The following is a 20421-nucleotide window of genomic DNA, read 5'->3' as shown; positions in this document are numbered from 1 at the left end:
TTCATGCCTCTTTGACTTCAAATTGGAAGGTGCCGTCTTCGGTGCGCGCCAGCGCCAGCGACTGGCTGGCAGGCAAGGCCACGCGGGCGGCGGCAAATTCGGCGGCCACGGGCAGCTCACGGCCACCCCGGTCCACCAGCACGGCCAGGCGCACGCAACCCGGGCGGCCGTAGTCGTACAACTCGTTGAGCACGGCGCGAACGGTGCGGCCGGTATAGAGCACATCGTCCAGCACCAGAATGTCCGCGCCATTCACGTCGAAGCCCAGCTGCGTCTGGGCGCTGGAGGCCATGCCGCGCTGTGCGAAGTCGTCGCGGTGCAGGGCCGAGGACAGCACGCCGGGGGTGCCGGGCAGACCCAGGTCCTTGTGCAGGCGTTCCACCAGCCAGGCGCCACCGGAGGCCACACCGGCCAGCTGGGTGTTGGCGCCCATCAGGCTGCGCACGCCGCGCAGCAGCTCGCGGTACAGGGCCTCGGCATCCAGCACCAGGGAACCGGCAGTGCCGGCGACGGAAACGCTCATGGAAGACTCCTCAAAAATTGCTCCAGGATGATGCAGGCGGATGCGGCATCCGCATCCTTGGCGCCACCGGCCAGGGCCTCGGTGGTGCTGTAGCGCTCATCCACTTCATAAACAGGCAGGCGAAAACGCCCATGCAGCTGGCGGCCGAACTTCCTGGCCCGGGCCGTGTTCTCGTGCGCCGCGCCATCCGGGTGGTAGGGCACGCCGATCACCAGGGCCTGGGGCTGCCATTCCTGGATCAGCTTTTCCACGGCGGCAAAGCGCGCATCGGCCCCTTCGGCCTGGATGGTGCGCAGCGGGCTGGCGCCTCCCAGCACCCGGTTGCCCGACGCGCAACCGGTGCGCTTGGTGCCGAAGTCGAACGCCAGGAACTGCTGGAAATGGGCCGGAACGGCAGGCGCCGCCGGCACAGGTGCGGCGGCGGCAGGTGCTGCAGATGCGGCCGATGGGGTCGCGTCCAATTGCACGGCCGGGGCAGCAGCGCTGCCGGGCCGGTGGTCCGGGGTGGGATGGGTCATGCGTGCCCCGCGTCAGGCGAGAGCATCCACGCCTGCAGGCCGAGCAGGCCCAGGGCCTTGTCGTAGCGCTGCTCGGGCGGGGTGTCGAACACCACGTCGGCGTCGGCGGCCACCGTCAGCCAGGCGTTCTCGCCCAGCTCGGATTCGAGCTGGCCTTCGCCCCAGGAGGCATAGCCCAGCGTCACCAGCACGCGGCGCGGGCCGGCACCGGTGGACAGGGCTTCGAGCACGTCTTTGGAGGTGGTCATCTCCAGCCCGCCGGGAATGGTCAGGGTGGAGGCATAGATGGCCGTGTCGGGCGCTGCGCCCTCGACCACGATGGGATCATGCAGCACAAAGCCGCGATCGGTCTGCACGGGGCCGCCCTTGAAGACGGGGGCGGTACTCAGATCATCCCGCCCCATGGGCAGGTCGATCTTGTGCAGCAGGCCTTCCAGGCTCAGCTCCATGGGCTTGTTGATGATCAGGCCGAGCGCGCCGCGCTCGCTGTGTTCACACAAGTACACCACGCTGCGGGAAAAAGATTCATCTTCCAGACCGGGCATGGCGATCAGGAAATGGTGCGTCAGATTGATAGGCGCAGATTCAGCGGGCATGGCCCTGATTTTAGCGGGGTTCGCCCCCGCCGGTCGCAGGCCGCCCGCGGACCGCCGTGGCGCATGGGGTCATAGGACGGCAGAAAAAATGTGAGCTGCCTGTGCTTGCTTGGCAGTTATTCCCGCCATTCGGATGGCGGAATAGCTGACTTTTCTGCTCCAACAACGCCTGCCGCCAGGGCCTGGGCGGCTTGCACCGCCGCGCGGAGGGCTGCAGCGGGTGGACACGCAGTCTTCAGAATTCAGAACTCGACCATCTCGAAGTCGGACTTGCCCACACCGCACTCCGGGCAGGTCCAGTCGGCTGGCACATCTTCCCATCGCGTTCCTGCGGCAATGCCATGCTCGGGGCTGCCCTGCGCCTCGTCATACATCCAACCACACACCACACATATCCAAGTTTTAGGGTCCACCACAGCTAAAAAGGCCTTCACATAGAATGAATCATTTTATCCAGCCCTTAGCGGCGCTCGTCTTGATCGAGCCGACGCCTGGACTCGCGCATGGCCATTTCCCCTCCTTCCCCTCCACCCACCGAATCTGAGGCAGACGACGAGCTGGCGCTCACGGATCCGGTGTGTGTGCTGAGCTTCAACGCCTGCGATCCCTGCGGTGCATCGGGCCTGACCGCCGACATCACCACCATCGCCAGCGTGGGCGGTCACCCGCTGGCTGTGGTGACGGGGACCTATGTGCGCGACACCAACCGCATCTTTGACCACCACCGCCTGGACGACGAATGGGTGTCCGAGCAGGCACGCGCCGTGCTGGAAGACCTTCCGGTGCGCGCCATCAAGGTGGGCTTTGTCGGCTCGCCGGAAATCCTGACGGTAATCGCCGAGATTTCCACCGACTATCCCGACATCCCCATCATCAGCTACATGCCCGACCTGTCCTGGTGGGACAGCGACCAGATGGAGCAGTACCTGGATGCCTTCCAGGAACTGCTGCTGCCCCAGACCTCGGTGCTGGTGGGCAACCACGGCACGCTGTGGCGCTGGCTGCTGCCCGACTGGGAACACAGCCGCCCGCCCACGGCCCGCGACCTGGCCATGGCGGCCCAGGAAAAGGATGTGCCGTTCGTGCTGGTGACCGGCATTCCCTTGCCGGGCCAGTTTGTGGACAACGTGCTGTCCTCGCCCGAGACCGTGCTGGGCAGCAGCAAATACGAGCTGTTCGACGGCAGCTTCATCGGCGCTGGCGACACCCTGTCAGCCGCACTGGCCGCCCTGCTGGCCACCGGCAACGACCTGGGCGCCGCGTCCGAGGAAGCCCTGGAATACCTGGACCGCTGCCTGGACCACGGCTTTCGCCCCGGCATGGGCCATTTCCTGCCGGACCGCATGTTCTGGGCGCAGCCCGAAGACGACGAAGACACCGATGCCACCACCCCGGGTGGCACGGCAACCCCTGCAACCACTGCGCCCCTTGAGGGCTTTGTGATGCCCCCCCATGACACCAAACACTGACCTGAATATTGCCCTGTTCGAACGCGCCAAGGCCGTGATCCCCGGCGGCGTGAACTCACCCGTGCGTGCCTTTGCCGCTGTGGGCGGTACCCCCCGCTTTGTGCAACGCGCCCAGGGCGCCTATTTCTGGGACCAGAACGACCAGCAGTTCACCGACTACATCGGCAGCTGGGGTCCCATGATCCTGGGCCACGGCCACCCCGAAGTGGTGACCGCCGTGCAGGCCGCCGTGCTCGAAGGCTTCAGCTACGGCGCCCCCACCGAGCGTGAAGTGGTGCTGGCCGAACAGATCCGTGCACTCATGCCCAGCATGGACATGGTGCGCATGGTCAGCTCCGGCACCGAAGCCGGCATGAGCGCACTGCGCCTGGCCCGCGGCTACACCGGCCGCAACAAGATCATCAAGTTCAACGGCTGCTACCACGGCCATGCCGATGCGCTGCTGGTCAAGGCCGGCTCGGGCCTGGCGACCTTCGGCGCCTCCTCCTCGGCCGGCGTGCCCGCCGATGTGGCCAAGGACACCGTGGTGCTTGAGTACAACGATGTGGCCCAGCTCGAAGAGGCTTTTGCCAAGATGGGCAGCGAGATCGCCTGCGTGATCATGGAGCCCATCGCCGGCAACATGAACTTCGTGCGCGCCAGCGTGGAATTCACGCGCCGCATCCGCGAACTCACGCAGGAGCACGGCGCCCTGCTGATCTACGACGAGGTCATGACCGGCTTCCGCGTGGCCCTGGGCGGTGCGCAAAGCCTGTATGCCCAGCAGATCCCGGGTTTTGCCCCCGACATCACCGTGATGGGCAAAGTCATCGGCGGCGGCATGCCCATGGCGGCCTTTGGCGCCCGCCGCGAGATCATGGAAAAGCTCTCGCCTCTGGGCCCGGTCTACCAGGCAGGCACGCTGTCGGGCAACCCGATCGCCACGGCCTGTGGTCTCAAGACGCTGGAGCTGATCAGCCGCCCCGGTTTCCATGCCGAGCTGCACCTGAAGACCGGTCACCTGATGCAAGGGCTGAAGTCCGAAGCCAGCGCCGCAGGCGTTCCCTTCAGCGTGGACTGGCAAGGCGGCCTGTTCGGCTTCTACTTCCTGCCCGAGCTGCCCACGACCTATGCCGAAGTGATGAAGACCGACGGCAAGGTCTTCAACAAGTTCTACCACGCCATGCTGGACCAGGGCCACTACTTTGCCCCGGCGCTGTATGAAGCGGGCTTTGTCAGCGCCGCCCACACGGACGAAGACATCGACCGCACCATCGAAGCGGCCCGCCAGGTGTTCAAGACACTCTGAGCGTCCCGCACACCGCTGCACACCACGCCGGGCCTGCCCGGCGTTTTGCTGCCTGGATCAGGGTGCCGGGCGGGTCTCCAGATCCTGGTCCTGTTCCCAGGCCTGGCCATGGGCCTGGATGCTCTGGCACACCACGGACAGGGCCCGGCCCAGCGGCTTGTCCTTGCGCAGCACCATGGCCAGACTGCGCTCCAGCCGTGGCGCCAGCGGGCGCAGTTCCAGATCGTCCCGCGCCCCCCGGCCCTGCATGGCCATCCGCGGCAGCACGGCGTAGCCCAGGCCGATGGCCGCCATTTCCTTGAGTGCCTCCACACTGTCCAGCTCCATCTGGGGACGCGGCAGCTCGCCCCCTCGGCGCAGCCAGGCATCCACCACGCCCCGGGTGCTGGCCGACTTCTGCAGCGCCAGCAGCGGCAGCGGCCGCAACTGGGCCGCCGTGGCGCTTGCGCCGGCCCCCAGCAGCCCGGCACGGGCCACGGCCACCAGTTCGTCGCGCAGCACCGGGGTGGCCAGCAGGGCCCGGCGGTTCACGGGCAAGGTCACCAGGGCCAGGTCCAGGCTGTTCTCCTCCACCCGGCGCACACATTCCTCGGTATTGCCGGTGACCACCACGATGTCGATGCCGGGGTAGCGTGCCCGCACCTGGCGCAGCACGGCAGGCAGCAGGTACAGGCACACGGTCAGCCCGGTGCCGATGCGCACCTGGCCGCTGACCCCGCGCGCATGGGAGCCCAGCGCCTGCTCCAGCCCCTCCAGCGCCAGGGCCACGGCCGGCAGCTGTGCCAGCAGGGCCTGCCCTGCCGCTGTGGGCACGGCACGCCGACCCACACGTTCGATCAGGCGCGTGCCCAGCTGGCGCTCCAGCTGCCGCAGCTGCAGGCTGACCGCGGGCTGCGACAGCTGCAGCAACGCTGCGGCCTGGGAAAAGCTGCCTTCCTGCACCACCAGGCAGAAGCTGCGCAGCAGGACCAGGCTGGGGGCCTTAGCCAAAGTTTCGCTGATACCTTGCATAAGCAACCCAAGATTCCTTTCATAGCTGACGCAGGCGAAGATTAGGCCATATGCACGACGCTTCCGCCCCCTCCTCCCTCCCTGCCACCCAGCCCCCCGCCTTGCCGCCCATTGACGGCGAGCGCCTGTGGCGCAGCCTCGAGACACTGTCCGGCTTCACCCGGCCCGATGTGCCCTGGACCCGCCGCGCTTTCAGCCCCGAATACACGGCCGCGCGCGCCTGGCTGCGCCAGGCGTTTGAAGCGGCCGGCCTGCAGGTGCGTCTGGACGCCGCCGGCAACCTGATCGGCCGCCGCCCCGGCCGGCGCAATGATCTGAAGCCCCTGGCCACGGGTTCGCACACCGACACCGTGAATGCCGGCGGGCGCTTTGACGGCATCCTGGGCGTGCTGGCCGGCCTGGAAGTCGCCCATGCCCTGCAGGATGCAGGCACCATGCTGGAGCACCCGTTCGAGGTCATCGATTTCCTCTGCGAGGAACCCAGCGACTACGGCATTTCCTGCGTGGGCAGCCGCGCCATGGCCGGCCAGCTCAGCGCGGACATGCTGGCCGCCAGCGACGGCCAGGGCGACACCCTGGGCCAGGCGCTGCAGCGCCTGGGCGCCCGCCCCGACGCACTGGCCGAGGCCGACCGTCGCGCGGACGGCTTTGCCGCCTTTGTGGAGCTGCACATCGAGCAAGGTCCGATGCTGGAGCGCGCCGGGCTGGCCATCGGTGCCGTGACCGACATCGTCGGCATACGCCGCGCCCAGCTGTTCTTTGAAGGCCAGCCCGACCATGCGGGCACCACGCCCATGGAAGAGCGCAGCGATGCCCTGGTGGCCGCCGCCACCGTGATCCGCCAGGCCCAGCGCCTGGCATGCCAGTGGAGCCGCACCCGCCCCCACTATGTGGTGGCCACGGTGGGCCGCATGGCGGTGTCCCCCAATGCCAGCAACACCGTGCCCGGCCTGGTCGATCTGACGCTGGAAGTGCGCAGCAACCATGCCCCGGTGCTGCAGGAATTCTGGGAGGTGCTGGCGCGGCGCTGCGACCCGGCTATTGCCCGCCTGGGTGTGCAATGGCGGGTGGAACCTCGCACCCATGTGGACCCCGTGCCCTGCGCCCCCTTGGTCACGGCCGCCGTGGCGCAGGCCGCGCAGCGCCTGGAGCTACCCTGCCGGAGCATGCCCAGCGGCGCCGGCCACGACGCCATGTATGTGGCCCACTGCGGCCCCTCGGGCATGATCTTCATTCCCTGCCTGGATGGCCGCAGCCACAGTGCCGTGGAATGGGCCTCGCCCGCCCAGGTGCTGGCTGGCACCCGGGTGCTGGCTGCCACATTGCAGGACCTGGACCGCCAGCTGGACTGAAGCCCGCAGACGGGAATGCGCCAGTGCTCACCGCAGGTGGGGAACACCCGCCGGGCGAGGGGCGCAGCCTCAGACCGGGCGCTGCAGGCGCTGCTGGGCCTGCGCCGCAGCGGCCCGGGTGACGCAGCCCGGCGCATGGTCGTTGACCATGCCCATGGCCTGCATGAAGGCATAGACCGTGGTGGGGCCGACAAACTTCCAGCCGCGCTTTTTCAGCTCCTTGGACAGGGCCAGCGACTCGGCCGTCTGCGCCGGCACCACCTCCCCGGTGGACGGCGTGGCCGGCTGGTAGCGCCAGAAGAAGGCGGCCAGCGAGCCTTCTTGCGCCACCATCTCGAGGGCGCGCTGGGCGTTGTGGATCACCGCCTCGATCTTGCCGCGGTGGCGCACGATGCCGGCGTCCTGCAGCAGGCGCTCCACATCGGCCGAACCAAAGCGCGCCACCTGGTGGAAATCGAAGTTGGCAAAGCCGGCGCGGAAGTTCTCGCGCTTGTTCAGGATGGTGAGCCAGCTCAGCCCGGCCTGAAAGCCTTCGAGGCTGAGCTTTTCGAACAGCCTGCGGTCCTCCGTGACCGGAAAACCCCATTCGTGGTCGTGGTAGTGCACATACAGCGGCGAGCCATGGCACCAGAAGCAGCGTTCCTGCCCATCGGCAGAAGAAAGAGTGTGAGACATGGCTGCACTGTACGCAAAGCGCCATGTCCTGCGGGGGCTTCCGCCCCCGGCAAGGGGCTTTAGGCTTTACTGCGCCTGCGCCTGCGCCAGGCGCGAATGGCGCATGCCGTAGGCCAGGTAAATCAGCAGACCGATGGCCATCCAGCCGATAAAACGCAGCCAGGTCAGCGTGGTCAGGTTCAGCATCAAATAGCTGCACAGCAGCGCCGACACCACGGGCAGCACCGGCACCAGCGGCACGCGGTAACCGGTCTTCAGATCGGGGCGCTTCTTGCGCAGCACCAGAATCCCGAGGCTGACCAGCACAAAGGCCGACAAGGTGCCGATGTTGATCATCTCCTCCAGCAGCTCCACCTTGGTGAAGCCGGCCAGGCCCGCAATGCCCACGCCCACCAGCAGTTGCAGGCGCACCGGCGTCTTGTGCGTGGAAGACGTCACACTCCAGCTGCGCGGCAGCAGGCCGTCGCGACACAGGGCCAGCAGCACGCGGGCCGAGCCCATCAGCAGCACCATCACCACGGTGGTCAGGCCCATCAGCACACCCACGGCAATCACCTGGGCAGCCCAGTTGGCCCCCACGCTGACGAAGGCGGTGGCCAGCGACGGGTTCTCGGCCTTGGCCAGCTCGGTATAGGGCACCATGCCGGTCAGCGCCAGGGTCACCAGCACATACAGCAAGGTCACCAGCGCCAGCCCGCCAAAAATGCCGCGCGGCAGCGTCTTCTGCGGGTCCTTGACCTCTTCGGCCGAGGTGGCCACCACGTCAAAGCCGATGAAGGCAAAGAACACCAGCGACGCACCGGAGATCACCCCCAGCCAGCCGTACTGGCTGGGCTGGGCGCCAAACAGCCAGGCCAGCATGGGCTGACCCCAGACATCACCGGTCACGCCATGGCCGATCACCGGCGGCTGTGCCGGCGGCACAAAGGGCGTGAAATTCTTCACATCCATGTAGCTGAAGCCCACCGCGATCACAAACAGCGTAATGGCGATCTTGATCAGCGTGAACACATTGTTCACCCGTGCCGATGCCTTGGTGCCGCGCACCAGCAGCGCGGTGAAGATGGCGACGATGACGAACGGCCCCCACTCCATGGCCACCGGGCCCAGATAGAGGGTGCTGGGCACATCCCAGCCTGCGGTGGCAAAGATGGTGGACAGGTAAATGCCCCAGTACTTGGCGATCACCGCACCGGCCGACACCATCTCCAGCAGCAGGTTCCAGCCGATGATCCAGGCCAGGCCTTCGCCCATGGTCAGATAGGTGTAGGTGTAGGCACTGCCGGTGACCGGCACGCTGGAGGCGAACTCCGCGTAGCACATGGTGGCCACGGCGCAGGTGGCGGCGGCCAGGATGAAGGAGAAGATCACCGCCGGCCCGGCAAAGCTGCCTGCCGCACGCGCACCCACCGAGAAAATGCCCGCCCCGACGGCCACGGCCACGCCGAGGATCATCAGATCGAACGCCCCCAGACTGCGCTGGAGCTGGCGGCCCGGCTCATCCGAGTCGGCCAGCGCCTGTTCAATGGTTTTGGTTTTCAGCCACTGCATGCATACCCCCAGGAGCCGGACCGGCCCCAGGCACAGCGACTCCATTGAATTGTTCAAAAGCGAATCCTAGGGTTTTTACTTACTTCATGCAGAATCCTGCAGCTTTTCCTGATCAGACGCATGTTTTGTGTGCAGGCTTGCCACCAGCCCCTGCGCAAGCAGTTAGGCAGCACCCCAGCACTCACGAAGGCTGTGCTTTTCGCTCCGGCCACGCAGGCAGACTGCACAATCCTTTCAGCTGACGCCCAAAACCCTGCATGTCACACCGCGTGTGCACTGGGCCCATGCGCTCCCGGCCCCGTCCGCGCGGGATCCGGTGCGCCTCCGGACGCAAAAAAGCCTGCCCCGGGAGGCAGGCTTTTGTGACACCGGCATGCTGCCGCGCACGCCGGTGGGCGGGACAGACCGCCCTTATTTGGCCGCAGGCTCTGCTGCCAGCAACCAGCGGGCAATCTGCAGCGACTGCGCCTCGTCGACCTGCGACTGGCGCGGCATGATGACCTTGCCCCAGGCGCCCACACTGCCCTCGCGGATCTTGCGGGCCAGGTAGGCCTCGGCATCGGGCTGGCCGCGGTAGCGCTCGGCAATCGCGACGAATGCCGGGCCCACATAGCCGCGGTCCCAGCCATGGCAGCGCATGCAATCGGAAGTCTCCACCAGCTTCTTGCCGGCGGCCAGTTCCGGGTGCTGCTGCACCAGGGCCTCGGCGGCTTTTTCCGCCGGGCTCACCATCATGATGCGCCAGCCGATATTGGCCACGCCCAGAGCGGCAGCCACCATGAAGATGGCGATTGCCCAGCCTATCCAGCGCGGCTTGGGCGGGTAGTGGTCTTCGTCGTCGTGATCAGTCATTGACACTCAAAATGCCTTGTCGCATGCGCCGCAGGCACTGGCGTGCCTGCGGGATTTCGCAAACCCTCCCCGTGCAGCACAACCGCAGCGGGGAAGGCGCACGGCCTCTCAATGGCGGAAGTGGCGCACGCCGGTGAAGACCATGGCCACGCCACGCTCGTTGGCGGCGTCGATCACTTCCTGGTCGCGCATGGAGCCGCCGGGCTGGGCCACGCAGCTCGCGCCGGCATCGACCACCACATCCAGACCGTCACGGAACGGGAAGAAGGCATCCGACGCCACCACCGTGTTCTTCAGGCTCAGCTTGGCAGCTTCGGCCTTGATCGAGGCAATGCGTGCCGAGTCCAGGCGCGACATCTGGCCAGCGCCCACGCCCATGGTCATGCCGTCCTTGCAGAAGACAATGGCGTTGGACTTGACGTACTTGGCCACCTTCCAGGCGAACAGCAGGTCCTGCAGCTCGGCCGGTGTGGGTTGCTTGACGGTGACCACCTTCAGGTCGGCCAGGGCCAGTTCGTGGTTGTCGGCAGTCTGCAACAGCAGGCCGGAACCCACGCGCTTGGCGTCCATGGCGTTGCGGCCTTGCTTCCAGGCGGTGTCGCCGCCGGCAGGCAGGGCGATCTTCATCAGGCGCACATTGACCTTGGGCTTGAAGATTTCCAGAGCTTCAGCGGTGAAGTCGGGGGCCATCAGCACTTCGACGAACTGCTTGACCACGGCTTCGGCAGCGGCCTTGTCCACGGTGCGGTTGAAGGCAATGATGCCGCCGAAGGCGCTGGTGGGGTCGGTCTGGAAGGCCTTGGCGTAGGCTTCGTGCGCATCCTTGCCGATCGCCACGCCACAGGGGTTGGCGTGCTTGACGATCACGCAGGCGGATTCGTCAAAGCTCTTGACGCATTCCCAGGCCGCATCGGCATCGGCAATGTTGTTATAGGACAGTTCCTTGCCCTGCAGCTGTTCGCCGGTGACCAGCGAACCCGGTGCGGGGTACAGGTCGCGGTACAGCGCGGCCTGCTGGTGGCTGTTTTCACCGTAGCGCAGGTCCTGCACCTTGATGAACTGGCCGTTGCTCTGGCCGGGGAACAGGCCGCGCTCGGGCACATAGGTCTCGGACAGCTTTTCGTCTTCGAACTTCACGCTCGACAGGTAGTCGCTGATCGCGCCGTCGTACTGGGCGATGCGGTTGAACGCAGCCACGGACAGGGCAAAACGCAGCTTGTCGCTCAGCTTGCCGGCGGCCTTCAGTTCGCCGATCACAGCCTCGTACTGGTCGGCGGCGGTGATCACGCCCACATCCTTCCAGTTCTTGGCAGCGGAGCGCACCATGGCGGGACCGCCGATGTCGATGTTCTCGATGGCGTCGGCCAGCGTGCAGCCGGCCTTGGCGACGGTGGCTTCAAACGGGTAGAGGTTCACCACCAGCAGGTCGATGGTCTCGATGCCGTGTTCCTTCAGCGCCGCCATGTGCTCGGGCAGTTCGCGGCGGGCCAACAGGCCACCGTGCACCATGGGGTGCAGGGTCTTGACACGGCCGTCCAGCATTTCGGGGAACTTGGTGACTTCCGCCACTTCGGTCACGGGCAGGCCTTTTTCGGCCAGCAGCTTGGCGGTACCGCCGGTGGACAGCAGTTGCACGCCCAGGGCATGCAGGCTTTGTGCAAATTCGACAATGCCGGTCTTGTCGGAGACGGAAATCAGAGCTTTCATGGGAGCTTTGGAAAAGTGGATAAAAATCAGGTTCTGCAGCTTGCAGGATCAGAGCAAGCCGCTGTCAATTGGTCGTGCCGCCCTGCAGCATCTGGTGGTCCACCAGCTTCTTGCGCAAGGTGTTGCGGTTCAGGCCCAGCCATTGCGCCGCGCGCGACTGGTTCTGGTCGGCCTGCTGCATCACCACTTCCAGCAACGGCTTTTCGACCAGACGCACCAGCATGTCGTACATGTCGTTGGGGGCCTCGCCGCCCAGGTCGCGGAAGTAGATTTCCAGGCTGGAGCGCACGCACTCCTCGATGTTTTGGTTCTGCTGGCTCATGCGGCCATTTCCTCAATGTCGGTTTCCACGCCACCCTCCGGCAGGCGCTCCATCTGGCTGCCCAGTGCGTCAAAGTAGCTGGCCACGGCCTGCCACTGCGCCTGGCAGTCGTCGATGGTGTTGATGTGTCGTCTCAGTTCGTCCCCGCCCGGCAGGCTGCGCACATACCAGGCAATGTGCTTGCGCGCACTGCGCACCCCGGTCAGCTCGCCGTACAGACCGTAGTGGTCCTGCAGATGCTCCAAAAGCAATTCCCGTACCTCGGCCACGGTGGGCGGCGCCAGGTGGGTGCCGGTGTCCAGAAAATGGGCGATCTCGCGGAAGATCCACGGCCGACCCTGGGCGGCGCGGCCCACCATCACGGCATCTGCACCGGTATAGGCCAGCACATCGCGCGCCTTTTCGGGGCTGGTGATGTCGCCATTGGCCACCACGGGCAGCTTCACGGCCTGCTTGACGGCCGCAATCGTGTCGTACTCAGCAAAGCCCTTGTAGCCCTGTTCGCGGGTGCGGCCATGCACCGTCAGCATCTGGATGCCGACATCCTCGAAACGCCGGGCCAGCTGCTCGGCATTCCGGTGGGTATCGCACCAGCCGGTACGCATCTTCAGCGTGACCGGCACATCGAAGGGGCGTGCGGCCTCGACCACGGCCTGGGCAATCTCCACGGCCAGCGGCTCGTTCTGCATCAAGGCGGAGCCCGCCCATTTGTTGCAGACCTTCTTGGCCGGGCAGCCCATGTTGATGTCGATGATCTGGGCGCCGCGCTCGATGTTGTAGATAGCCGCTTCGGCCATCATGGGGGCATCGGTGCCGGCAATCTGCACGGCAATCGGACCGGGCTCACCCGCGTGGTTGGCGCGGCGGCTGGTCTTGAGGCTGTTCCACAGGTCTTTGCGCGATGTGACCATCTCGCTGACCGCATAGCCCGCACCCAGTCGCTTGCACAGCTGGCGGAATGGCCGGTCCGTCACACCCGCCATGGGAGCGACAAACAGGCGATTTGCCAAAGTGTGTTGGCCAATGCGAAGGGCAGACATGCTGGAGAAGAAGAGACGGAGAACGCGGGACGAAAGGAGGCGAGATTGTACCTGCCCATTTTTTCAGCAACAGCCGCACTGCACAAAAGCACCAACCCCACGTCAGGTACCCCGGCTGTGCCAGCCCGCGTCCGTCGGATGCGCCCACCCGCATCCCGGACAGCACTCAACGCCGGCGCTGCTGCACCGGAATGAAAGCCCACCAGGGGCCGGTGACCGAGGCATAGCCCTGCGAAGCCATCACGCTGCGCAGCCAGCGGCGGTTGAATTGCACGTCCGGCGACACCTCGCTGTCGTCCAGCGTCTCCAGATCGGCCGGCCGCTGGCCGCTGGGCCAGGGCGACGGACGGTAGTCCGAGCCCATGTCCACCAGCTCGCCATCGCCCAGCGCCCCACGCACCGTGTCCATGGCCTTGTCGCCGTCCAGCACCACGGCCGTGACGGCCAGCACGCGCTGGTTCAGCGGGGCCGGAGCCAGCGGACAGCCCAGGATGCGAATCGCCAGCCCCAGCGGATGGAGGATTTGCTGCAGTGCAGTCAATGAGGCGGCCTCCAGCCGCAGCCCTTTGCAATCGGCGGCGGCCAGGCGCGCCGCAATCTCGGCCGGCCCCTGGATGGGGATTGGCGTGACCGCCGGCTGCGCAGAGGACGGGGACAGGGCCGGGGCTGCCGCGGCACGCGCGGCAGGTTTCGCCGCGCCAGCGCCCGGCGGCGGGGCCGCATTGCCGGCCCATGCCAGCTGCGCCGCTCCCAGCCAGATCCAGACCAGGCTCCACGCACGCCAGCGGCGCAGGCGGGGCTGCATCCTCCGGGCTCTGGCGTGAAAAGCGGGCCGCAACCTGCGCACGATTCGGTTACACATTGGGGTCATAGCGGGCAGGATAGCGGGTCAATGGATGGCCTCACGCCAGCCAACACCTACACTTGCACCCCATGGAAATCTGGATGCACCAGCTGCTGCAGTGGCTGTCCCTGCCGCAATTCGGTCTGAGCACACTCTTCATCGTGGCCCTGGTGTCGGCCACCTTGCTGCCACTGGGCTCCGAGCCGGCCGTGGTCGGTTTGCTGCAGCTCAACCCCGAGCTGTTCTGGCAGGCCATTGGCGTGGCCACCCTGGGCAACACGCTGGGCGGCGCCATCAGCTGGTGGATGGGCCTGGGTGCCCAGAAGGCCTGGGCCCTGGCACGCGCACGCCGCCAGGCCGGCCATCCGGCCGACGCCGCCCACCCACCGCCCCGTACCCTGTCCCGCCATGAGCGCCGTGCCCGCATCTGGCTGCGCAAGCTGGGCCCCAAGGCCTGCCTGCTGAGCTGGCTGCCCGCCGTCGGCGACCCGCTGTGCGCCGTGGCCGGCTGGCTGCGGTTTCCCTTCTGGCCCTGCCTGCTCTACATGGCCATCGGCAAATTCCTGCGCTACCTGGTGATGACCAGCGCCATCCTGGCCGTCATCCCGGGCTGAGCATCCAGCCGGCGGGCCGTTCCCGACGGACGGTATATCGCCCTCCCTTCCGCAGTGGAACTTCACCCGCGGCCGTGTTACAGAGAGAGTTGCCACATTCTTCTCCCCCACAGCCGATGAATGATCCCGACAGCACCGATGAGATCATCGCCCAGGCCCAGGTCATGATTGCGCGTCTGCGCGCTCTGCTCCAGGCCTCGGACGAGCTACGCCGCCAGCATGGACCGGCCGTGCTGGGCGCTGCTTCCGGGCCCGCCGAGAGCGCCGCGCCGCTGCCACCCGCTGCCGAGGAGCCCTGAGCTCAGGCCACCGCCACAGGCTCCGGCATGCGCGCCCGCAAGGCACTGCGGGCACGCGACAGACGGCTGCGCACCGTCCCCTTGGGAATATTCAACGCGACAGCCGCCTCCTCATAGGACAGCTCGTCAACCACCACCATCCACACCAGCTGGCGCATATGTTCGGGAATCTCGGACATGGCCAGCGCCAGTGCCCGCAATTGCTGCCCCTGGTCCAGCACATCCATCGGTGAGGGCCCGCCGTCCTGCTCCTCCATCAGCAGCTCATCGCTGCAGAAATCGAAGCGGCGGTGGGGCGAGCGGGTGAGGTAATTGCGCACCAGATTCTTGGCAATGCCATACAGCCAGGTCGACAGCTCGGAATCCCCTTTGAAACTGGACAGCGCACGGTGTGCTTCCAGAAAGGTCTGCTGCACCAGATCCTGGGCATCGGCGACATGGCCGATTTTCTGAAGGATGAAACGGTACAGCCTGGGGCCATGCAGATGCACCACCCCATGTAAATGCATGTCTGCTGCCCGCGGCGTATGGGCCAGACTGCCGTCGCCGTTCCGAATGGGGCCATCGCCCCAATGCCTGTGGTGTATTCCCAGATCCATGATGCCTCGCTTGATCGGGCCATCACATGGTGCAGCACTGCCAGCCTTTGCGGCATCTGGCCTGTCTGCGGCGGTGCGCCCCTGTCCAACAGGGACCGACAACCACCCCAGGGATACTGCTATCTATTGCCCGGAATGCGCTATTGAAAGAGGGATGGCGCCCGGGCACCATCCCCAGAAATAACTATTTTTTACGCCTGCATGGGTTAAATAGTTTTTTTCAATAATTAATTGGACCATAAGCAATAAACCAATCTGTCATAAACAAACCGTCCGTCGGATTTATGGCCGCATTACCGATCAATGGAATAGACAGAAATAAAAAGCCCCACAGATTTTCACCTGCGGGGCTTTTAGAGGTTCCATTGCGGCGCATGGGCGCCGCAAGAACTGTCAGACGTTGGTCAGACGTTGAACAGGAAGTTCAGCACGTCACCGTCCTTCACGATGTATTCCTTGCCTTCGGCGCGCATCTTGCCGGCATCCTTGGCACCTTGCTCGCCCTTGAACTGGATGTAGTCATCAAAGGCAATGGTCTGGGCGCGGATGAAGCCGCGCTCGAAGTCGCCGTGAATGACACCGGCGGCCTGCGGAGCGGTGGCACCGATCGGCACCGTCCAGGCGCGCACTTCCTTCACACCGGCGGTGAAGTAGGTCTGCAGGCCCAGCAGCTTGAAACCGGCCCGGATCAGGCGGTTCAGACCCGGCTCTTCCAGACCCAGCTCTTCCAGGAACATGTCGCGGTCGGCGTCGTCCATCTCCGACATCTCGGCTTCGATCTTGGCGCAGATGGCCACCACCGGAGCGCCCTGCGCATCGGCATAGGCCTTCAGGCTGTCGAGCAGCGGGTTGTTCTCGAAACCGTCTTCCGACACATTGCCCACGAACATGGCGGGCTTGGCCGTGATCAGGCAGAACTGCTTGAGCAGCGGTGCGTCTTCCTTGGAAACCGGCACGATGCGGGCAGGCTTGCCTTCGTTGAGCACGGCCTGGATGGGCGTGAGCAGCGACACCAGCTTGGCGGCTTCCTTGTCGTTGCCGGACTTGGCAGCCTTGCTGTAGCGGTTGATCGCCTTTTCGACCGTGGCCAGATCGGCCAGGCACAGTTCGGTCTGGATCACTTCGATGTCGGCAATCGGATCCACCTTGTTGGCCACGTGGATCACGTTGGGGTCTTCAAAGCAGCGCACCACATTGACGATGGCATCGGTTTCGCGGATGTGGGCCAGGAACTGGTTGCCCAGGCCTTCGCCCTTGGATGCACCGGCCACCAGGCCGGCGATGTCCACGAACTCCACGATCGCGGGAACAATGCGCTCGGGCTTGACGATGTCAGACAGTTGGTCCAGACGCGGATCGGGCACTTCCACCACACCGGTGTTGGGCTCGATGGTGCAGAAGGGATAGTTCTCTGCGGCGATGCCGGCCTTGGTCAGGGCGTTGAACAGGGTGGACTTGCCCACATTGGGCAGGCCCACGATGCCACATTTGAGGCTCATGAAAATCCTTTGATGGTCAATGCGCGTGGCGGTGTCCGCCATGCCTGCATCCACATGCCCTGCGGCATACGATGGCTGCTATGAAAAATTGCTGCGTACACCCAGCCCTGCTGGTGTGAATGCATGCCGGAAGCCCTCCTCCGACGACCGGCGCATTGTAATGAGGCTGCAATGACAACGGGCACCTACAGGAAACGCCAAAGCGTTTCTGTGGTGCCCGGTGGATAGACAGCCTGAAAGCCGAAGACTCAGCGCGCCTTGCACTGGACCTGCAGCAAGCGGTGCGTGGAGCTCTCCGCCGCAGCGCCGGGCTCCCGCAAGGGGCGCACACGCAGATCGATGTACCCACGCTCGCCGCACAGCTGCTTGAGCGTGGCCTCGCATTTGCGCAAATCATCGTGGCGCAGATCACACACCAGCGCGTAGTCGTAATCCGGCTTTTCCAGATACGGCGCGGCGTCCTTGGCCATCGGGTCTTTCGGCGGGTTGCTTACACAACCGGCCAGTGCAGCGGCAGCCAAGGTGGCGGCGATCAAAGCGAACTTCATGGATGCATTCCTTGCAAAAGCGTGGAGTGCATCTTAACCGCCCCCTGCAGCACCGCTGCGCGCAGATCAGCGATCGTTGCGCGAGAAACCCTTGCCACCACGGCCAGCGCCGTGTTCGCGGTCACCGCCACGCGGTGCGTACGGCTTGGGCGCACCGGTGTGCTGCTTGCCGGCAAAACCACCGCTGCGGCGTTCGCCACCACCGAAACCACGGCTGTCGCCGCCGCCGAAGCCGCGGGCTTCGCCACGCGGGGCTTCCGAGCGGCCGAAGCCACCACGGTCGCTGCGCTCGGGAGCACGGTCACCAAAGCTCTTGCGGGCATAGCCGTCGCCAGCGCCGTCACGGCGGCCGCCGAACGAGCGCTCGTCACGCGGAGCGTAGCCACCACGGTCCTGGCCACCAAAGCCGCCGCGATCGCGATCACCACCGAAGTTGCGCTCGCCACGGTCGCCGAAGCCACCACGGTCCTGGCCGCCGAAACCGCGTTGTTCACGGTCACCGCCAAAGCGGGGGGCGCGGTCGCCACCAAAACCGCCACGGTCGCCACCGAAGCTGCGTTCACGTCCGCCGCCGAAGCCACCACGGTCACCGCCGCGGTCACCAAAGCCTTGCTTGCGGCCATAGCCGTCGCCATCACGGCGACCACCGAAGCCACCACGGCCACCGGCACCACCACCGCCACGGCGGCCATCGCGTTCACCAGCGGCAGGGAAGCGTTGCACCGGCTCCAGGCCAGGCACCACTTCGGCCTTGAACTGCTGGCGGGTATAGCCTTCGATGTCGAACACACGGCGGCGGTCGCGGAATTCCGCAAACGTCACGGCAATGCCTTCACGACCAGCGCGACCGGTACGGCCAATGCGGTGGGTGTAGTCTTCCGCCTTCATCGGCAGGCCGTAGTTGAACACGTGGGTGATGGTGGGCACGTCGATACCGCGTGCAGCCACATCGGTGGCCACCAGCACCTGCACTTGGCCGTTGCGCAGCGCCATCAGGCGGCGGTTGCGCAGACCCTGGCTCAGGGCGCCGTGCAGTGCCACGGCCGAGAAGCCTTCCTGCTGCAGGTCGGTGGCCAGGCCGTCGCATTCCACCTGGGTGGAAGCAAACACGATGGCCTGGTTGATGGAGGTGTCACGCAGCCAGTGGTCCAGCAGCTTGCGCTTGTGCTGGGCGTTGTCGGCCCAGAACAGCGCCTGCTTGATGTTGGCGTGCTTTTCCTGGGGGGTGTCCACGGTCACCTTCTTCACGCCGGCGCCGTTGTCGTGCATCACGCGCATGGCCAGTTGCTGCACGCGCGGTGCGAACGTGGCGCTGAACATCATGGTCTGCTTGCGCTGGGCGGTCATCTGGTTGACTTCGGCCAGGTCGTCCGAGAAGCCCAGGTCCAGCATGCGGTCGGCTTCGTCGACCACCAGGAACTGCACCTTGTCCAGCTTGATCTGCAGCGAGCGCTGCAGGTCCAGCAGACGGCCAGGGGTAGCCACCACCAGGTCGGCGTTCTGCAGCTTGGCGATTTGCAGTTGGTAAGGAATACCGCCCACCACATTGGCGATGCGGATGCCGCGGCAGTGCTTCACCAGCTCGATGGCGTCGTGTGCGACCTGCTGGGCCAGTTCACGGGTGGGGCACAGCACCAGGGCGCCGGGCACGGCAGCCTTGAAGTTGCGGGCGTTGGTCGGGTCCTTGCGCTTGGCACGCTTGGGAGTGGGCTCGCCCTTGGCAGTGGCTTCGGCGCACAGGCGGTCGAATTCGGCCTTGGCTTCGGCATCGGCCTCAGCGCGTTGCTGGATCAGGGTGTTGAGCACGGGCAGCAGGAAAGCGGCCGTCTTGCCCGAACCGGTCTGGCTGGACACCATCAGGTCGATGAAACCGTTGGCATCAGCGCCTTCGCCCATGGCCAGGGGAATGGCTTTTTGTTGCACGGCGGTGGGCTGGGTGTAGCCCAGGTCGGCCACGGCCTGCACCAGCTCGGGCGCCAGGCCCAGCTGCACAAAACCGTTTTCCACTTCGGGTTCGGCTTCGACTTCGGTTTCCACGGTGTCGGTGTCCTGGGCGGCCAGCATGGCGTCCAGTTGGGATTCTTCAGATTGCAAAAGAGATGCGGCAGGCGCAGCAATGCCCTGCTCAAGGAGTGTGTCGTTCATGGTTTTCTCATGCGAGCAGCGCCACAACATCGGTGTTGCGGTGGCTGCTTGACGGTCATAAAAACATCAACCGTCAAACGCTTCGGCTCTGCAAGAGCCTGGAGGGCGTGCTTCGCGGCGGAGGCTGTGGAGGTGAACCACAGTCCTGTATCGCCAAAATGGGGCCCGGTGTGTGATGGGAGATGCGCGATTGCCCTGCCATACAAAAGTGGCGGGTAATGGGGCAAGACCGCAATTGTCGCACAGTTCGGGTTTTCACGTAAACCCCTTATAGCAGATCGGAACTCCCTCTCCGACCAAACCAGGCAGAAGCGGCAGCAGCCGGCCCCCCGGTCCCCCGGTCCCCCGGTCCCCCGGTGCCCCGTAGCCCTGCGGCCCGCCCGCGCCTACAGCGCCAGAAAGTGCGCCCGGTAGTGGGCCAGCTCGTCGATGGACTCGATCACATCCGCCAGGGCCGTGTGGCGCTGGGCTTTCTTGAAACCGTCCACCACGGAAGGCTTCCAGCGGCGGGCCAGCTCCTTGAGGGTGCTGACGTCCACATTGCGGTAGTGGAAGTAGGCCTCCAGCTTGGGCATGTAACGCACCAGAAAGCGGCGGTCCTGGCCAATGCTGTTGCCACACAGGGGCACCTTGCCCTTGGGCACGTATTTGGACAGGAAGGCGATCAGCTGCTTCTCGGCATCGGCTTCGGTGATGGTCGAGGCCTTGACCCGGTCCACCAGCCCGCTCTTGCCGTGCGTGCCCTTGTTCCACGCATCCATGCCGTTGAGCAGTTCATCGCTTTGGTGGATGGCAAACACCGGCCCTTCCACACGCACCGACAAATCGGCGCTGGTGATGACCACGGCAATCTCGATCAGGCGGTCGGTTTCGGGCTGCAAGCCCGTCATTTCGCAGTCCAGCCAGACCAGGTTCAGGTCGGACTTGGGCAGCACTGGGGTTTCATGGGAGGCGGCATCAGACATCTCT

22 protein-coding genes are annotated in these 20421 nt (G+C 65.5%); 5 read left to right on the top strand and 17 right to left on the bottom strand.

The window, feature by feature from the left end; translation table 11 throughout:
* Window position 1: 1 nt before the first annotated feature.
* The 4 genes from pyrR to QM470_RS19185 form a co-directional block, all read right to left on the bottom strand.
* On the bottom strand, window positions 2–523 hold the full coding sequence (gene pyrR / locus QM470_RS19200) for a bifunctional pyr operon transcriptional regulator/uracil phosphoribosyltransferase PyrR (RefSeq protein ID WP_218332837.1): 522 nt from the start codon (window positions 521–523) through the stop codon (window positions 2–4).
* Window positions 520–1041 (bottom strand): Holliday junction resolvase RuvX, encoded by a 522-nt coding sequence (gene ruvX, locus QM470_RS19195; protein ID WP_283340377.1) that lies wholly within the window; start codon window positions 1039–1041, stop codon window positions 520–522. Before ruvX ends, pyrR begins: the two co-directional genes overlap by 4 nt.
* Window positions 1038–1637: a YqgE/AlgH family protein gene (locus QM470_RS19190; protein ID WP_283340376.1), complete on the bottom strand. Its 600-nt coding sequence runs from the start codon at window positions 1635–1637 to the stop codon at window positions 1038–1040. Before QM470_RS19190 ends, ruvX begins: the two co-directional genes overlap by 4 nt.
* Window positions 1638–1879: 242 nt before the next feature.
* Window positions 1880–2053 (bottom strand): rubredoxin, encoded by a 174-nt coding sequence (locus QM470_RS19185; protein ID WP_172591871.1) that lies wholly within the window; start codon window positions 2051–2053, stop codon window positions 1880–1882.
* Between the two features lie 87 nt (window positions 2054–2140).
* Between QM470_RS19185 and thiD the strand changes: the two genes are divergently transcribed.
* Together thiD and hemL are read left to right on the top strand one after the other, a co-directional pair.
* The gene (gene thiD / locus QM470_RS19180; RefSeq protein WP_218332838.1) at window positions 2141–3106 is read left to right on the top strand and encodes a bifunctional hydroxymethylpyrimidine kinase/phosphomethylpyrimidine kinase; all 966 of its coding nucleotides are present in this window, start codon (window positions 2141–2143) and stop codon (window positions 3104–3106) included.
* Window positions 3090–4394, top strand: coding sequence for a glutamate-1-semialdehyde 2,1-aminomutase (gene hemL, locus QM470_RS19175; protein WP_283340375.1), 1305 nt, complete (start codon window positions 3090–3092; stop codon window positions 4392–4394). The genes thiD and hemL overlap by 17 nt, the downstream gene beginning before the upstream one ends.
* A 57-nt stretch (window positions 4395–4451) precedes the next feature.
* Here the strand turns inward: hemL and QM470_RS19170 are convergent, their stop codons facing one another.
* Window positions 4452–5405 (bottom strand): LysR family transcriptional regulator, encoded by a 954-nt coding sequence (locus QM470_RS19170; RefSeq protein ID WP_283340374.1) that lies wholly within the window; start codon window positions 5403–5405, stop codon window positions 4452–4454.
* Between the two features lie 50 nt (window positions 5406–5455).
* Between QM470_RS19170 and ertE the strand changes: the two genes are divergently transcribed.
* On the top strand, window positions 5456–6757 hold the full coding sequence (ertE, locus tag QM470_RS19165; RefSeq protein WP_283340373.1) for an N-carbamyl-l-glutamate amidohydrolase ErtE: 1302 nt from the start codon (window positions 5456–5458) through the stop codon (window positions 6755–6757).
* A gap of 69 nt (window positions 6758–6826) precedes the next feature.
* Here ertE and QM470_RS19160 read toward each other — a convergent pair whose 3' ends face one another.
* The 7 genes from QM470_RS19160 to QM470_RS19130 all read right to left on the bottom strand — a co-directional run bounded on the left by QM470_RS19160 (window position 6827) and on the right by QM470_RS19130 (window position 13709).
* On the bottom strand, window positions 6827–7432 hold the full coding sequence (locus QM470_RS19160) for a DNA-3-methyladenine glycosylase I (protein ID WP_283340372.1): 606 nt from the start codon (window positions 7430–7432) through the stop codon (window positions 6827–6829).
* A gap of 66 nt (window positions 7433–7498) precedes the next feature.
* The gene (locus QM470_RS19155; RefSeq protein WP_283340371.1) at window positions 7499–8983 is read right to left on the bottom strand and encodes an amino acid permease; all 1485 of its coding nucleotides are present in this window, start codon (window positions 8981–8983) and stop codon (window positions 7499–7501) included.
* A 411-nt stretch (window positions 8984–9394) separates the two neighbouring features.
* Complete coding sequence (locus tag QM470_RS19150; protein ID WP_280014333.1) at window positions 9395–9835, bottom strand: c-type cytochrome; 441 nt, start codon at window positions 9833–9835, stop codon at window positions 9395–9397.
* Window positions 9836–9943: 108 nt separating this feature from the next.
* A complete protein-coding gene (gene purH / locus QM470_RS19145; protein WP_283340370.1) occupies window positions 9944–11542 on the bottom strand; it encodes a bifunctional phosphoribosylaminoimidazolecarboxamide formyltransferase/IMP cyclohydrolase in 1599 nt (532 codons plus the stop codon).
* 64 nt (window positions 11543–11606) lie between these two features.
* A complete protein-coding gene (locus tag QM470_RS19140) occupies window positions 11607–11864 on the bottom strand; it encodes a helix-turn-helix domain-containing protein (RefSeq protein WP_066539644.1) in 258 nt (85 codons plus the stop codon).
* Window positions 11861–12904, bottom strand: coding sequence for a tRNA dihydrouridine synthase DusB (gene dusB, locus QM470_RS19135; RefSeq protein WP_283340369.1), 1044 nt, complete (start codon window positions 12902–12904; stop codon window positions 11861–11863). Before dusB ends, QM470_RS19140 begins: the two co-directional genes overlap by 4 nt.
* 166 nt (window positions 12905–13070) lie before the next feature.
* A complete protein-coding gene (locus QM470_RS19130) occupies window positions 13071–13709 on the bottom strand; it encodes a M15 family metallopeptidase domain-containing protein (RefSeq protein WP_283340368.1) in 639 nt (212 codons plus the stop codon).
* A gap of 140 nt (window positions 13710–13849) precedes the next feature.
* Between QM470_RS19130 and QM470_RS19125 the strand changes: the two genes are divergently transcribed.
* Both QM470_RS19125 and QM470_RS19120 read left to right on the top strand, forming a co-directional pair.
* Window positions 13850–14362 (top strand): YqaA family protein, encoded by a 513-nt coding sequence (locus QM470_RS19125; protein WP_283340413.1) that lies wholly within the window; start codon window positions 13850–13852, stop codon window positions 14360–14362.
* A gap of 116 nt (window positions 14363–14478) precedes the next feature.
* A complete protein-coding gene (locus tag QM470_RS19120; protein WP_066539648.1) occupies window positions 14479–14661 on the top strand; it encodes a hypothetical protein in 183 nt (60 codons plus the stop codon).
* 2 nt (window positions 14662–14663) lie between these two features.
* Here the strand turns inward: QM470_RS19120 and QM470_RS19115 are convergent, their stop codons facing one another.
* From QM470_RS19115 to orn, 5 genes are all read right to left on the bottom strand, one after another.
* Complete coding sequence (locus tag QM470_RS19115; protein WP_283340367.1) at window positions 14664–15170, bottom strand: RNA polymerase sigma factor; 507 nt, start codon at window positions 15168–15170, stop codon at window positions 14664–14666.
* Window positions 15171–15664: 494 nt separating this feature from the next.
* Complete coding sequence (gene ychF / locus QM470_RS19110) at window positions 15665–16759, bottom strand: redox-regulated ATPase YchF (RefSeq protein WP_066539858.1); 1095 nt, start codon at window positions 16757–16759, stop codon at window positions 15665–15667.
* 248 nt (window positions 16760–17007) lie between these two features.
* Complete coding sequence (locus QM470_RS19105; protein ID WP_066539652.1) at window positions 17008–17307, bottom strand: hypothetical protein; 300 nt, start codon at window positions 17305–17307, stop codon at window positions 17008–17010.
* Window positions 17308–17373: 66 nt separating this feature from the next.
* The gene (locus tag QM470_RS19100) at window positions 17374–19452 is read right to left on the bottom strand and encodes a DEAD/DEAH box helicase (protein ID WP_283340366.1); all 2079 of its coding nucleotides are present in this window, start codon (window positions 19450–19452) and stop codon (window positions 17374–17376) included.
* 386 nt (window positions 19453–19838) lie between these two features.
* Window positions 19839–20417: an oligoribonuclease gene (orn, locus tag QM470_RS19095; protein ID WP_066539654.1), complete on the bottom strand. Its 579-nt coding sequence runs from the start codon at window positions 20415–20417 to the stop codon at window positions 19839–19841.
* Between the last annotated feature and the right edge of the window lie 4 nt (window positions 20418–20421).

Source organism: Comamonas sp. 17RB (assembly GCF_030056555.1).
GTDB lineage: Bacteria > Pseudomonadota > Gammaproteobacteria > Burkholderiales > Burkholderiaceae_C > Comamonas > Comamonas terrigena.
The sequence above is the reverse complement of the archived record's forward strand: the minus strand, read 5'-3'. Positions and strand labels throughout refer to the sequence as shown.